A 14,576-nucleotide genomic window follows, 5' to 3' on the forward strand; every position below is an offset into this window, starting at 1 on the left:
TGGGAAGTTAAGAAAGACGGGAGTTGAAGGAGTTAAGAAGAATGAAAGGAATCATGAAGTTATGGGTTGATGGAGTCAGAGGCCGTTGATCCAGTTAGCGATGTCGCTCAATACCTCGGGCGAAATGGTCTCCTCTATCTGGTAATACTCATTGCCGCCACCCGTGGTGCAGTGCTGGAACAGATGGTTCAGTCCCTCGTATTCCTTGATGAGATTCTTCCGGTTTCCGTTTTTCTGTAGTTCACGAATCATCTTTAGGTTGGTCTGCGGCAGCACCTGATGGTCTTTGCTGCCGTTGATGGCCATCAGTGGGATGCTGATCTGGCGTATGTAGGGGGCCGGATCGCAGTCGATGAAATAGTTCATCCACGGGTCCTGTGGCTTGGCAGCCAGCTCGCGGCGCAGGTTTTTCACGCTCTGCGTGGGCTTCTGACCGTAAATCTGCAGGTTGGCGTTGGCCTGCTCGGCGATCAGCGTGTCGCCTTTGATGCCCGGTCCGGCCATGACAACGAGGAAGTCGGCGGCTTTTTGGGCTCCTATCATGAAGGCGATGAGGCCGCCTTCGCTATGCCCGAGAAGTCCGACGGGGCCAAACTGTCTGCGTTTTTTCAGATAGTCGAGCCCGGCCTTGGCGTCATCGGCAAAGTCTTTGGATGTTGCGCCCTTGAAGGATCCTGTAGACTGGCCGATGCCCCGGTCGTCGTAGCGCAGCGAGGCGATGCCGTGCCGTGCCAGGAAATCTGCCAGGACGAGGAACGGCTTGTGGTCGAAGACGCCCTCGTCTCGCTTTTGGGGACCGCTTCCTGTTACCATCAGCACCACGGGTGTGCGTTTCCCGGGCTTGTAGCCTACGGGGAAAGTCAGTGTACCGGCCAGCGTGGCATTGGCTTTGGGATTATTGAAGGTTACCTCTTCGGTGGTGTATGGGAAGGGGGCTTTGGGCTCCTGTGGCCTGTCAGGGGGCGCGGGGCGGCCCGGTTTCAGCTCCAGCGGGAGCGTAGCGAGGCCTTGCCGGAAGGTTCCGTGAATGACCTTGTCGGTCAGTTTGCCAGTATAAGTCATGCCGATGGCTGCCACCCGCAGGCTTACGGAGTCTCTCGAGAAGTGGAGCAGCTGGGCGGGAATGCCCTGTGCGCCCTGCTCGGGTATATCTATCGTGCACTGGTTGCTGCCGTCGGGGGCTTTGGTGAAGTTGAAGATCATCTCCAATTTTTGGATACCTGCATCCAGATTGCCCTTCCAGGAACCCGCGATGCCTTGTGCATGGACGGCACCCGCCATTACTATAAGGATGAGGGATGCAGTCAGTCTGTTTTTGTTCCGCATGTTTTTTTCGTTTTTCTATAGGATGTTTCCTGTCTGTTCAAAGGGTTTCCAGCATCCGCTTCAGCACAACCTCGGCGCTGATTTCACGGTTGGCGGCCTCTGGAATGATCAGGGAATGGTCGCTTTCGATGACCTCGTCGCTGACGATGAGCCCCCGTCGCACGGGCAGACAGTGCATGAAATATCCTTGGTTGGTCCAGGACATGTGCTCGCGATCGATGGTCCAGGCCCTGTCTTCGCTTAGGATTTGCCCATATTGCTGTTTGTCGGATACTCCCGGGCAGCTCCAGTTCTTGGCATATACGAAGTCTGCTCCTCGCAGGGCTTTATGCTGGTCGTACTCAATGGGAGCCTTGCCCGTGAACTTCGGGTCAAGTTCATAGCCCTTGGGGTGGGTGATGACGAAGTCTACATCGGCGGCGTTCATCCATTCGGCAAAGCTGTTGGGCACTGCCTGGGGCAAGGCCCGGCAGTGAGGCGCCCAAGTGAGAACCACCTTCGGTCGCTCCGTCTGCCTGTGCTCCTCAATGGTGATGAGGTCGGCAAATGCCTGAAGGGGATGCACCGTGGCCGTCTCCATGGCCACTACGGGCTTTCCGCTGTATTCCACAAACTGATTGACAATGGTCTCGGCATAGTCGTAATCACGATTCTTGAGGCCCGCGAAGCTGCGTATGGCGATGATGTCGCAATAGCATCCCATCACGGGAATGGCCTCGAGCAGGTGTTCGCTCTTGTCTCCGTTCATGATGACACCCCGCTCCGTCTCCAGCTTCCACGCCCCGGCGTTCACATCGAGTACGATGACATTCATGCCAAGATTCATTGCGGCCTTTTGTGTACTCAGTCGGGTGCGCAGACTGTTGTTGAAGAATATCATCAGAAGCGTCTTGTTCTTGCCCAGCTGCTGATATCCGAAACGGTTGTCCTTTACCTCCTTGGCCTCTTCGAGGGCCAGCCTCAGGTCGCCTATGTCTTCTACATGGAAAAAAGTCTTCATATCTGTGATTCCTTGTTTTGGTCTTTCTCGCGGATTTCCACACGGCGAATCTTGCCGCTGATGGTCTTTGGAAGTTCATCGACAAACTCGATGACACGAGGATATTTGTAGGGCGCGGTCTCGCGCTTTACGAAGCTCTGGAGTTCCTTTATCAGCTCTTCTCCTGCCCGCGTCTTGTATTCGCCGGCGAGGATGACCGTCGCCTTTACCACCATTCCCCGCACGGGATCCGGAACACCGGTAACGGCACACTCTACGACGGCGGGATGCTGCATCAGCGCACTCTCCACTTCGAAAGGCCCGATGCGGTAGCCGGAACTCTTGATGACATCGTCGGCACGGCCTACAAACCAGTAATAGCCGTCCTGATCGCGCCAGGCGAGGTCGCCGGTATGGTAATATCCATCGTGCCAGACATCCTTGGTCTTGGCTTCATCACGATAGTAGTACTTGAAAAGGCCGATGGGCTTACGGTCGCCAATCACTATGCAGAGTTCTCCTTTTTCTCCATCCTCGCATTCAGTGCCGTCAGGCTTGAGCAAATGGACATCGTATTGCGGATTAGGCTTTCCCATTGAGCCGGGCCGCGGCTCGTTCCAGGGAAAGGTGCCAAGCGTCATCGTGGTTTCGGTCTGCCCGAATCCCTCCATCAGCTTGATGCCTGTGAGCTCATGGAACTTCTGGTAGACAGCGGGCTCGAGGGCTTCTCCGGCCGTCGTGCAATACTTTAGGGAAGAGAGGTCGTAGTTCGCAAAATTCTCCTGAATCATAAACCGGTAGATGGTAGGCGGCGCACAGAAGGAGGTGATGCGGTATTTCTCAATCTGGCGGAGAATCTTTTCAGCGGTAAATTTCTCGTGATCATAGACAAAGACAGTGGCTCCCGCAAACCATTGACCGTAGAGCTTGCCCCAAACGGCCTTGCCCCAGCCGGTATCGGCAACGGTGAGATGGACGCTGTCGGCATCCAGATTGTGCCAGTAGACGCCCGTTGTGAGATGGCCGAGGGCATAGAGATGGTCGTGGGCGACCATCTTCGGCTCGCCGGAAGTTCCGCTTGTGAAATACATCAGCATGGTGTCCTCGTTGGAATTCGCATGCTCCGGCCGCCTGAATGGCGGTGTCTGCCTCCACTCCCTGTTCCAATCATGAAAGCCTTCCGGTACGGGAAGGTCAGCCTGGGCCGGCGAGTTGACGGCTACGAGCGTTTTCACGGTTGGGCTTTCCGGCATGGCCGCCCGGATCTGCGCCGTTACATAGTCGTCGTTGACACAGATGATGGCTTTCACGGAAGCCCGCTGGTTGCGATAGACGAGGTCGTGCTTGGTGAGCATATGGGTAGCGGGAATGGCCACGGCACCAAGCTTACAGAGTGCCAGCATCGACAGCCACCACTGGTAGTGGCGCTTGAGAATGAGCATCACTTTATCGTCGTGTCCGATTCCGAGCGACTGATAGTAGGCCGCGACTTGGTCGCTCTGCTCCTTCAGGTCCTTGAAGGTAAAGCGAATTTCCTCTCCGCGCTCACTGGTCCACAGCAAAGCCAGTCTTTCCGGTTGTTCTTTTGCCCATTCATCCATCACATCATAGGCAAAGTTAAACTCCTCCGGTATGATAAAATGCAGGTTTTTCTTGAAGTCTTTCTCTGAAGCAAACTGAGTCTGCGATAAGAATCTCTCTATCATTTTGCTAATCTCCGATGATTATATGACGACACACAGAAACTGGCACGGCTCCTCGCCGATGGCCCTCATGCAGTGGTCTTCGTTGGAATTGAAATAGATACTGTCGCCCGGGTTCAGCGTGAGCACCTTCTCGCCGATGGTAATTTCGAGCTGTCCCGACATGACCATGTCGAATTCCTGCCCTTCATGGTGGTTCTTGCTGTGGTTCTCGTTGCCGGGAAGAGGGTCTACGGTTACGAGGAATGGATCCACCTTGCGGCTTCTGAATCCGCTTCCGAGACTCTGGTACTTATAGTCCTTGCGCCGATTGACGCTCAGCCCCTGTCCCTTTCGGGTTACGAAGTAGGCGCTCATGTGAGGTTCTTCGCCGAAGAGGAGCACATTGAGGTCTATGCCATATCGCTTGGCAATCTTGGAGAGTCGGTATACTCCGGGGTCGGCCTCGCCTTCTTCTATTTTCTGATAATGCTCAAGGCTTATGCCACAGAGTTCCGCGATCTCTTCTGCCGGGATTTCGAGAACCTCTCGCAGACCTTTTAATCGCTGACCGATTTGTTTGATTGATTCTTCTGCCATTCTTATATTGTCTTAAACTTGCGTCAAAGATACTAAAAAAACACGAATCCGGGGATGCGCATGAATGATTTTTAACTAAACGGCCCGATAAAACTACAAATGCCACATAAGGCACAGGATGAAACGAGACATTTGTAATTTCCGGGCTGTGGGTTGCCGTCGGGAATGTTTAAAGTGATGCGAACGCGGCCTTCAGGCGGTTTATGAAATCGTCCACATCCGCTTTCGTGATGGAGAGTGGCGGCAGGATGCGCAGAATGTTGCTCGAGGCACAGCCCGTAAAGCAGTGCTGCTCAAAGATGAGCTTCGACCGCAGCTCTTTGTGCGGGATGTCCATCACTACGCCTATCATCAGTCCGCGCCCCCTGACAGCAAGGATATGGGGCTCCTTCTTCTGCAGTTCTCTCAGCCGGCTGATGAAGTATTCACCCACCTCGTGCGCATTCTCCACGGTCTTCTCTTGCTCGAAGACATCCAGAACGGCCAGGGCTGCCGTGCACGCGAGGTGGCTGCCGCCGAAGGTGGTGCCCAGCTGGCCGTAGACGGGGGCGAACTCCGGCGCGATGAGCACGCCTCCCATTGGGAAGCCGTTGCCGATGCCCTTGGCCACGCTGATGAGATCGGGGCGGATGCCCAGCCACTGGAAGGCGAAGAATTTGCCGCTTCGGCCATATCCGCACTGTATCTCGTCGCAGACGAGGACGGCGCCATACCTCCGGCAGGCAGCCTGAAGTCCCTGGGCAAACTCTGGTGTAGCCATGTGCACGCCGCCCACTCCCTGAATACATTCAAGGATACATGCGCACACATCTTGCTTCTCCAACTCTCGCTCCCAGGCCTCGAGGTCGTTGAGAGGGAGGAAGGTAACATGGCCATTGTTGTTTACCGGAGCCACGATCTTCGGGTTATCAGTGGCCTCGACGACAAGTGAGGTGCGCCCATGGAAGGCTCCCTCGGCGGCGAGAACGCGCTTCCTGCCGGTCTTGAAAGAAGCCAGTTTCAGACAATTCTCGTTGGCCTCTGCCCCTGAATTGATCAGAAACAGCTGATAGTCGTCGCAGCCGCTTGCCTTTCCGAGCCGTGCGGCGAACTCGTGCTGTAGCCGATTGATGATCGAGTTGCTGTAGAACCCGATCCTGTCGAGCTGCTCGGTCATCTTCTTGACATAGTGGGGATGGCTGTGCCCGATGCTGATTACGGCATGGCCGCCATAGAAATCGAGGTATTCCTGCCCCTGATCGTCCCATACTTTGCATCCCTGTCCTTTCACGATGGTTACGGGGAAGAGGGGATATACATCAAATAGTTTCATGTCTTGGTGTTTTCTTGTTCTTTAAAAGATTCTGCCTTCCTTTGGCGGGAAATGTGAGGAGGAAAGCTTTTTGCGGCTGGAAGGATGACGAAATCGCCGAAATTGTCGGACGAATTCGGCGATTTCGTCGTTCAATCTCGCCGATTTTGTCAGGCGGGAGACAGCCTTTCGTCATCCTTTCTCAGAAGGCGCTCGGTTTCAGGTGCAGTCCCGACGCCTCGTCGATGCCGAACATAAGGTTCATATTCTGCACTGCCTGTCCCACGGCTCCTTTCAGGAGATTGTCTATGCAGCAGGTAATGAGGAGCTTGTCGCCGTATTTGTCGGCATGGACAAGGGCTTTGTTGGTGTTCACCACCTGTTTCAGGTCGAGAGGCTTGTCCACATAGTGTGTGAATCTTGCGTCCTTATAGAAGTCCTCATACCCTCTCACGATGTCTTCAAGGTTGGCGTCGGTCTTTACGACAGCCGTCGCGAAGATGCCCCGGGCAAAGTTGCCGCGGTAGGGAATGAAGTCGATGGCAGCGTTGAGATACCCCTGCGCCTGCTTCAGGCTCTGCTTGATTTCGGGCACATGTTGATGGCTGAAGGCTTTATAGACGCTCAGATTGTCGCTGCGCCACGAGAAATGGGTGGTCGGTCCGGGTCTCTGACCGGCTCCGGTGCTTCCCGTGATGGCGTTCACCGACACATCCTCGTTGATGAGGCGCATGCCCGCGGCAGGAAGCAGACCGAGCTGTATGCAGGTGGCAAAGCATCCCGGGTTGGCCACATGGCGGGCTCGGGCTATTTTTTCTTTGTTGATTTCGGGTAGTCCGTATACATAATCATTGTCCGGACATTCAAGTCTGAAGTCTTGTGCAAGGTCTATGATCTTAAGTTCCGGTGGCAGGGCGTGCTCTCGGAGGAAGGCTTCGCTCTTGCCATGGCCGAAGCAGAAGAATGCTATATCTATCTTTTCGAACGGCATGTCGCGGGTAAAGCGCATGTCGGTGTCGCCATAGAGTCCTTCGTGCACATCTGTCAGGAGGTTTCCGGCGTTGCTCTCGCTGTTCACGAATATGATTTCTGCCTGCGGATGATTGAGCAGCAGGCGGATGAGCTCGCCTGCCGTATAGCCGGCTCCGCCTAATATTCCTATTCTTATCATGAGCTGTTTATGTTTTGGGCGGCATCACGAACCAAAGGAGTATATAGACGATGATGCCGCTGAACGCAGTGCAGAATGTGAGCAGGGTATACACGACGCGGACCACGGTGGGGTCCCAGTCAAAGTACTCGGCGATACCCGCGCATACGCCGCCCAGTATCCTGTCGGCCGAACGCTCTAATCTCTTGCCTGTAGACATAATTCTTGCTTTTTAAAGTTGTTGTATCTTTTAGACGGCATGGTGGAGGGAAAGGTTGCGGAAACCGCCGAATTCTGTCTTTTTTCACGAAGACAGGGCGGATGCTTTACCTTTTCTCGTCGGGGTGCATGCCGTAGTAGACGCGCAGCGGAGTGCTCAACACTTTGATGAATCCCTTGGCATCCTGTGCCGTCCAGCCGTGTTGCATCTCGCCATATTCGCCGAGCTTGCTTTTCGTGAGGTCGTCGGGGGAGTCCACGCCCACGCTCTGGAACCCGTAGGGACGGAGCTTCAGGATGGCCGTTCCGTTTACATGGCGCTGCGAGGAGCGGAGCATGGCCTCGATGTCGGGCATGACCGGCTCGAGATACTGGCTCTCGTGCAGGAACATACCATACCAGTTAGCCACCTGATCTTTCCAGTATTGTTGCCATTTAGACAGGGTGCTTTTCTCCAGCAGGCGGTGAGCCTCGATGATGAGCTTGGGAGCCGCGGCCTCAAAGCCTACCCGCCCCTTGATGCCGATGATGGTATCGCCGACATTGCAGTCGCGCCCGATGGCATAGGCTGCGCCAATTTCCTCGATTTTCTGGATGGCCTTGACCTTGTCGTCGAATCTCTCGCCGTTGACGGCCACGACCTCGCCTCTCTGGAATTCTATCTTCAGTTCACTCTCTTCCTCCCGGGTTACATGCTTCAGGTAGGCTTCTTCCGGGAGGCCTTGCGCAGGGGCAAGCAATTCGCCGCCGCAGATGGAGGTCCCCCAGATACCCACATTGTAGCTGTATTTCAGTTTCGTGAAGTCGGCATGGAAACCATGCGCGTTCAAATAGTCCACTTCCTCCTGTCGGGAGAGGGCCTTGTCGCGGGTCAGGGTGATGATTTCGATGCCCGGGGCCAGTACCAGGAAGGTCATGTCGAAGCGTATCTGGTCGTTGCCGGCACCCGTGCTGCCATGGGCAATGGCATCGGCCCCGATCTCCCTGGCATACCGCGCAATGGCAATAGCCTGGAAGATGCGTTCCGAAGAAACGCTGATGGGATAGCAGTTGTTGCGCAGTATATTCCCGAAAATCATGTATTTCAGGCTCTTTTCGTAATATTCCTGTGTTACATCGAGAGTCGCATAGGCGATGGCTCCCAATTGATAGGCGTTCTCTTCATTGGTTTTCAACTGCTCGGGAGAGAATCCTCCCGTGTTGGCACATGCCGCATAGACATCCCATCCGTCCTCCGTCAGTTTCATCACGGTATAGGATGTGTCGAGTCCTCCCGAGAAGGCCACCACTACTTTCTTCTTTGCCATAGTCTTATCTGTTGTTTTGTTTGTTTATATCTGATCTTCTTTCGGTCTCTTCCTGTCAATTCGCCGGATTCTCTCAAGCACGGCCGTGGGGATCTTCGCGGGCAGGTGCTCCTCCGGATCGTAGAGCATGGCGGTGCAGATACAGTATTTTCGATTGGTGCGCTGCAGCACATCTACATTCACACAGCTTTCGCAGCCCTTCCAGAAGGCCTCGTCGCTGGTGAGGTCGGCGAAGGTAACGGGCTGATAGCCGAGCTGGGTGTTCATGGCCATCACCGCCGCTCCGCTCGTGAGACTGAATATTTTCGCGTGAGGCCAGCGGGTGCGGGCCAGCGAGAAGGTCATGTCCTTGATTTTCTTTGCGATGCCCTGGCCGCGGAAATCGGGGTGGACGATGAGTCCGGAGGTGGTAACATATTCTCTGTTTCCCCATGTCTCGATGTAGCTGAAGCCGGCAAACTTGTCGCCCGAGAGGGCTATCACGGCCTTTGCCTCCCGCATCTTCGTAGTCAGATACTCATGGGTGCGCTTCGCTATACCCGTTCCGCGCACCTTGGCAGCATCTGCGATGGTCTGTAGGATGGTGTCGACATACTTCTCATGAGAAGGGTCGGCCACCAAAACCTTGATTTCTTCCATTTCTCTCTCTTATAGTCTTTATTCGAGTTTCAGGTTCGGAATAATAGTTCCCAGACCTTCCTCAAGTGCCGTTTTTGATGCCCCTTCCTTCAAGGCGAGGAAGATGGTGTCGTCTCCGGCGATTGTTCCGAGAATCTCAGGTATGCTTGAGATATCTATGTTATAAGCGATAGAGCTCGCGTAGCCGGGCCGGGTCTTGATGACACCCATGTTCCCGGAATAGTTGAGCGACACGAATCCTGGAGTCTGAAGCAGAGTCGTGGCGGCTTTTGGCTTGCGCACGCGTTTATACATGGTCTCATTGGGCAGAACATAAACGCTTTTCCCGTCCATGCTCGAGGCTTTTGCGATGCGCAGTTGTTTCATGTCGCGGCTCAGGGTGGCCTGCGTAATAGGGAATCCTTCGTTCTTGAGTTCTTGCATGACTTCCTCCTGACTGCCCATCTCCTTGCTGGAAATCAGCATTTTCAGTACTTCTATGCGGTCGTTCTTCTTCTTTGACATGTTGTATATTTATTCAAATTTAGTCGCAAAGATAGTCTATTTTTGAATAATATGCAAGAAATTGGCTTATTTTTTGTGAATATTCATTTTATTTTTGCATATTATGCACAAATTAGAGGGGACTTCTGGAAGATCCTGCCGGTTTTTCACCGTGATTCCGATTAGTTTTATTATCTTTGCCGAGGTAAAACTTTTAAATCTTAGGAATCATGTTGAAAGAAGGACTTACGCATACAAGTGTTCTCACGGTGAGGGATTCGGACACGGCCCTTCATGTCGGATCAGGCGATATGCCGGTACTTGCCACGCCTGCCATGCTGGCTCTCATGGAGAATGCCGCCATGCTGGCGGTGGCCGCCGAACTGGAGGAGGGACAGACCACGGTGGGTGGACATATAGAGAGTTCGCATCTCCAGCCGTCCAAGGTGGGCACACGGGTGGAGGCTACGGCCATCCTTGTCAGGATAGAAGGCCGTAAACTTTATTACCACATCACCGCCAAAATGGGGGATAGGGTAATCGGCGAGGGGAAGCACCTGCGTTTCATGGTTGATCGAGCGCGCTTCCTGTCAAAGCTTTAAGTTGGCCGCTCGCTGGGTTATGCCGCTGGGTATTCTTCTGGCATATACATTCTGATACTTGTTCTTGATACACAAACGGGAGCCGAGGACTAATCCCCAGCTCCCGATAAGTGTTTTCTTAACTCTTCTGACTAATTGTCGCTGTTGCCGAAGAAGCGCAGCAAATAGAGGAAGAGATTGATGAAGTCTAAGTAGAGGCTCAACGCCCCTGCCAGTGCAATCTTCTGACTGCTCTCGCTCAGGTCGGGAGCCATGGCCAGCTGGACTTTGATGCGTTGGCTGTCCCACGCCGTCAGGCCGACGAAAATCAGCACGCCAAGGGCGCTGACCATAAGGTCCATCGTGGAACTGGCAATGAACATATTCACGAGTCCGGCGATAATCAGGCCGATGAGTGCCATCAGCAGGATGCCTCCAAGTTTGGTCAGGTCGCGCCTCGTGAAGTATCCGAAAGCTGCGGTGGCAGCGAAGGTGGTGGTAGAAACCAGGAATGTCTTGACAATGGCTGTGGTGGAGAACATGGCGAAGATGTATGCCAGCGTGGCACCGTTCAATGCCGAGAATATAACAAACATCAATGTCGTGGTGGTGAGGGAACGGTTCTCTTTCCAAACGCTGCCCGCAATCTTCCATACCATTACCAGTTCGGCGATGATGATGCCGAAGAAGACAAGACTGTTGCTATAGATGGCCTGTAGCAAAGCCGGAGAGTTGGCCACGCCGTAAGCCGTAACGCCACTAATGGCGAGAGCCAGCGTCATCCATAGATATACTTTACGCATTAAAGCAGGAAACGCCTCGGAAAGGCTGATGCTTTCCTCTTTTCTGATCGTTCTTTCTAATTCGTCAATTTCCATATTACCTTTATTCTATTAATAAGACCTTGCAAATATACCAATACTTTTCGTATTTCGTATTTGCTTCTATTGATTATTAACAAAAATTGTGCCGCCCCCTCCTCTACGACAGAATTCTTCCCGCCCGCTCTGACAGGATGGCAGAAAGCTTTACGCCCTCATATCCGCAGGCGTGAGGGTATAATGAAAAAGATAATGGAAGTCCATTTCTTTCTTCACTCTATATATAATAATAAGGTATGTTTTCTTTTCTTGTTCCTTTCTTCCTCCTATATATATAATAATGTATGCATTTTCCCCTTTTTTCCCTTTCCTTTTGTTTTGTCAACATTTCCGAAAACTTTTCCTTATTCCTGAAATTATCTCCCCCAAAGTTTGGCCGGTTGTTTTTTTTGTGTTACCTTTGCACTCGCTTTCGCCCATTTTGCGGGTCGTTAGCTTGATATTTTTCGTTCTTTGGCATTCTTACATAGAGAGACAGGTAGTACAGGAAGTCCAGGCATTCTCCTTCCCGGCGCTCGTTGCCCGGTTTGGTTTTTGCCTGTCATTTTTCAGGAAGAGTCCGTTTTTCCCTTTTCCTTGATTGGTATTGGGAAGATTCCACGGATTCCGGATAGCCGTTCTGACCGGATCGGCGCGCGCCGTTTCCTTTTTTGGGAATTTGGCGCCGCCACATGATTTTTTACAATGGAGAGTTTGATCCTGGCTCAGGATGAACGCTAGCTACAGGCTTAACACATGCAAGTCGAGGGGCATCATGTCGGTTGCTTGCAACCGATGATGGCGACCGGCGAATGGGTGAGTAACGCGTATCCAACCTGCCCCCGGCCGGGGTATAACCCGTCGAAAGGCGGCCTAATCCCCCATGTAGTCCTCTGAGGTCCTCCGATGAGGATGAAAGGTATTTTTCCGGCCGGTCGATGGGGATGCGTCCGATTAGCTTGCTGGCGGGGTAACGGCCCACCAGGGCTTCGATCGGTAGGGGTTCTGAGAGGAAGGTCCCCCACACTGGTACTGAGACACGGACCAGACTCCTACGGGAGGCAGCAGTGAGGAATATTGGTCAATGGGCGGAAGCCTGAACCAGCCAAGTAGCGTGCAGGATGACGGCCCTATGGGTTGTAAACTGCTTTTGCGCGGGGATAAATTGGGGAACGTGTTCCCCTTTGCAGGTACCGCGCGAATAAGGACCGGCTAATTCCGTGCCAGCAGCCGCGGTAATACGGAAGGTCCTGGCGTTATCCGGATTTATTGGGTTTAAAGGGAGCGCAGGCCGCCCCTTAAGCGTGTTGTGAAACCCGGGCGCCCAACGCCCGGCCTGCAGCGCGAACTGGGGGGCTTGAGTGCGCGCAACGCCGGCGGAATTCGTCGTGTAGCGGTGAAATGCTTAGATATGACGAGGAACCCCGATTGCGAAGGCAGCCGGCGGGAGCGCAACTGACGCTTATGCTCGAAGGCGCGGGTATCGAACAGGATTAGATACCCTGGTAGTCCGCGCTGTAAACGATGGATGCCCGCCGTTGGCACTTGGTGCCTTCGGCCAAGCGAAAGCGTTAAGCATCCCACCTGGGGAGTACGCCGGCAACGGTGAAACTCAAAGGAATTGACGGGGGCCCGCACAAGCGGAGGAACATGTGGTTTAATTCGATGATACGCGAGGAACCTTACCCGGGCTTGAATTGCTGAGGACGGCGCCGGAGACGGCGCTTCCCTTCGGGGTCTCAGTGAAGGTGCTGCATGGTTGTCGTCAGCTCGTGCCGTGAGGTGTCGGCTCAAGTGCCATAACGAGCGCAACCCCTCTCCGTAGTTGCCATCGGGTCATGCCGGGCACTCTTCGGACACTGCCGCCGCAAGGTGTGAGGAAGGTGGGGATGACGTCAAATCAGCACGGCCCTTACGTCCGGGGCTACACACGTGTTACAATGGCCGGTACAGAGAGTCGTCCGGGCGCGAGCCCGGCCCAATCCCTAAATCCGGCCTCAGTTCGGACTGGGGTCTGCAACCCGACCCCACGAAGCTGGATTCGCTAGTAATCGCGCATCAGCCATGGCGCGGTGAATACGTTCCCGGGCCTTGTACACACCGCCCGTCAAGCCATGAAAGCCGGGGGCGCCTGAAGTCCGTGACCGCGAGGATCGGCCTAGGGCGAAACCGGTGATTGGGGCTAAGTCGTAACAAGGTAGCCGTACCGGAAGGTGCGGCTGGAACACCTCCTTTCTGGAGACGGCATTGGGTTTTTTCCGTGTGTCTTTCGGTTCTCTTCCCTCCTGTTTCCTGTTCTCTCTTTCCCATATTTTTTCGGGGATGGTCCTCCGCCGCGCCTTGCCTGTTGCGGGCCGCGCGGGCTGGTCCCGGGCCTTCAGTCCCATAGCTCAGTTGGTCAGAGCGCCACACTGATAATGTGGAGGTCGGCAGTTCAAGTCTGCCTGGGACTACGTCCCTTTCCCGTTTCCCCGGGGGATTAGCTCAGCTGGCTAGAGCACCTGCTTTGCAAGCAGGGGGTCAACGGTTCGAATCCGTTATTCTCCACGACTCGGCCCCATCTTTTTGGGTTCCGTTTGGTAAGATCTTTGACATATTGACACAGGCAAGACAATGAAGTAGAGGAAGGCCCTCCTTATATAGGTGGGCCGGAAGTACGGGCCCGCCCCTGGCCTTTTCGGCGTTGGGGCGGCGCGCGAAAGTATTTAAGGGCGCATGGTGGATGCCTTGGCTCACTCAGGCGATGAAGGACGCGATAAGCTGCGATAAGCTCCGGGTAGGCGCAAATGGCCATTGATCCGGAGGTTTCCGAATGGGACAACCCGTCTGTCTGCAGGACAGTCACCCGGTGCGTTTATGCTCCGGGAGCTAACGCGGGGAACTGAAACATCTTAGTACCCGCAGGAGAAGAAAATAACGATGATTCCCCCAGTAGCGGCGAGCGACCGGGGATGAGCCCAAACCGTAGGGGTCTTTTTGGCCCTTTCGGGGTTGTAGGACCGCGCCGTTGTACCTTGATTGTGAGGAGAAGGCCCTGGAAAGGGCGGCCTTAGCGGGTGATAGCCCCTTATCCGAAGCATGACGGGACATAGCGGTATCCTGAGTAACGCGGGACACGAGTAATCCTGCGCGAATCCGCCGGGCCCATCCGGCAAGGCTAAATACTCGAGTGAGACCGATAGCGTATAAGTACCGTGAGGGAAAGGTGAAAAGCACTTCTAGCAGAAGAGTGAAATAGTTCCTGAAACCATGCGCCTACAAGCGGTCGGAGCACGTTATTCGTGTGACGGCGTGCCTTTTGCATAATGAACCTACGAGTTTCCGTTTCCGGCGAGGTTAAGCCCCATTGAGTGGCGTATCCGCAGTGAAAGCGAGCCTTAATAGGGCGTTTTAGTCGGTAGCGGCAGACGCGAAACCAAGTGATCTACGCATGTCCAGGGTGAAGTTCCGGTAACACGG

Annotated in this window: 12 protein-coding genes, 2 tRNA genes and 2 rRNA genes (1 of these 16 only partly in view); 5 read left to right on the forward strand and 11 right to left on the reverse strand. The window is 54.2% G+C overall.

All coding sequences use genetic code 11. The annotated features are described in order from the left end of the window. Window positions 1-75: 75 nt before the first annotated feature. The 10 genes from C7120_RS13485 to C7120_RS13530 form a co-directional block, all read right to left on the reverse strand. Window positions 76-1,326 (reverse strand): S9 family peptidase, encoded by a 1,251-nt coding sequence (locus C7120_RS13485; protein WP_107622156.1) that lies wholly within the window; start codon window positions 1,324-1,326, stop codon window positions 76-78. A gap of 37 nt (window positions 1,327-1,363) precedes the next feature. Next, on the reverse strand, window positions 1,364-2,326 hold the full coding sequence (locus tag C7120_RS13490; RefSeq protein WP_107622157.1) for an acetylornithine carbamoyltransferase: 963 nt from the start codon (window positions 2,324-2,326) through the stop codon (window positions 1,364-1,366). Next, window positions 2,323-4,011, reverse strand: coding sequence for an AMP-binding protein (locus C7120_RS13495; RefSeq protein WP_107622159.1), 1,689 nt, complete (start codon window positions 4,009-4,011; stop codon window positions 2,323-2,325). The genes C7120_RS13490 and C7120_RS13495 overlap by 4 nt, the downstream gene beginning before the upstream one ends. A gap of 18 nt (window positions 4,012-4,029) precedes the next feature. Then, window positions 4,030-4,587, reverse strand: coding sequence for a helix-turn-helix domain-containing protein (locus C7120_RS13500; RefSeq protein WP_107622161.1), 558 nt, complete (start codon window positions 4,585-4,587; stop codon window positions 4,030-4,032). 169 nt (window positions 4,588-4,756) lie between these two features. Continuing rightward, window positions 4,757-5,899 (reverse strand): aspartate aminotransferase family protein, encoded by a 1,143-nt coding sequence (locus C7120_RS13505; protein ID WP_107622163.1) that lies wholly within the window; start codon window positions 5,897-5,899, stop codon window positions 4,757-4,759. A gap of 181 nt (window positions 5,900-6,080) precedes the next feature. Continuing rightward, window positions 6,081-7,049: an N-acetyl-gamma-glutamyl-phosphate reductase gene (gene argC / locus C7120_RS13510; RefSeq protein WP_107622165.1), complete on the reverse strand. Its 969-nt coding sequence runs from the start codon at window positions 7,047-7,049 to the stop codon at window positions 6,081-6,083. Window positions 7,050-7,056: 7 nt separating this feature from the next. Continuing rightward, window positions 7,057-7,248: a PspC domain-containing protein gene (locus tag C7120_RS13515; RefSeq protein ID WP_107622167.1), complete on the reverse strand. Its 192-nt coding sequence runs from the start codon at window positions 7,246-7,248 to the stop codon at window positions 7,057-7,059. 106 nt (window positions 7,249-7,354) lie between these two features. Continuing rightward, the gene (locus C7120_RS13520) at window positions 7,355-8,554 is read right to left on the reverse strand and encodes an argininosuccinate synthase (RefSeq protein WP_107622169.1); all 1,200 of its coding nucleotides are present in this window, start codon (window positions 8,552-8,554) and stop codon (window positions 7,355-7,357) included. Window positions 8,555-8,578: 24 nt separating this feature from the next. Continuing rightward, on the reverse strand, window positions 8,579-9,193 hold the full coding sequence (locus C7120_RS13525) for a GNAT family N-acetyltransferase (protein ID WP_107622171.1): 615 nt from the start codon (window positions 9,191-9,193) through the stop codon (window positions 8,579-8,581). Window positions 9,194-9,211: 18 nt separating this feature from the next. Then, the gene (locus C7120_RS13530; RefSeq protein WP_107622173.1) at window positions 9,212-9,697 is read right to left on the reverse strand and encodes an arginine repressor; all 486 of its coding nucleotides are present in this window, start codon (window positions 9,695-9,697) and stop codon (window positions 9,212-9,214) included. A 209-nt stretch (window positions 9,698-9,906) separates the two neighbouring features. Here C7120_RS13530 and C7120_RS13535 point away from each other — a divergent pair, with 209 nt between their 5' ends. Next, a complete protein-coding gene (locus tag C7120_RS13535) occupies window positions 9,907-10,278 on the forward strand; it encodes a thioesterase family protein (RefSeq protein ID WP_107622175.1) in 372 nt (123 codons plus the stop codon). A 131-nt stretch (window positions 10,279-10,409) separates the two neighbouring features. On the opposite strand, the gene C7120_RS13540 is transcribed toward C7120_RS13535, so the two are convergent. Then, complete coding sequence (locus C7120_RS13540) at window positions 10,410-11,135, reverse strand: Bax inhibitor-1/YccA family protein (RefSeq protein WP_107622177.1); 726 nt, start codon at window positions 11,133-11,135, stop codon at window positions 10,410-10,412. A gap of 684 nt (window positions 11,136-11,819) precedes the next feature. Between C7120_RS13540 and C7120_RS13545 the strand changes: the two genes are divergently transcribed. From C7120_RS13545 to C7120_RS13560, 4 genes are all read left to right on the forward strand, one after another. Continuing rightward, a 16S ribosomal RNA gene (locus tag C7120_RS13545) occupies window positions 11,820-13,352 on the forward strand. A gap of 144 nt (window positions 13,353-13,496) precedes the next feature. Continuing rightward, window positions 13,497-13,570: transfer RNA gene (locus C7120_RS13550), tRNA-Ile, on the forward strand. Window positions 13,571-13,590: 20 nt separating this feature from the next. Beyond that, window positions 13,591-13,664: transfer RNA gene (locus C7120_RS13555), tRNA-Ala, on the forward strand. Window positions 13,665-13,812: 148 nt separating this feature from the next. Beyond that, window positions 13,813-14,576: ribosomal RNA gene (locus tag C7120_RS13560) — 23S ribosomal RNA — on the forward strand; it runs 2,150 nt beyond the window's last position. Together the 16S and 23S rRNA genes with 2 tRNA genes alongside form the textbook arrangement of a ribosomal RNA operon.

The organism is Prevotella sp. oral taxon 376 (assembly GCF_003043945.1).
Taxonomy (GTDB): Bacteria; Bacteroidota; Bacteroidia; order Bacteroidales; family Bacteroidaceae; genus Prevotella.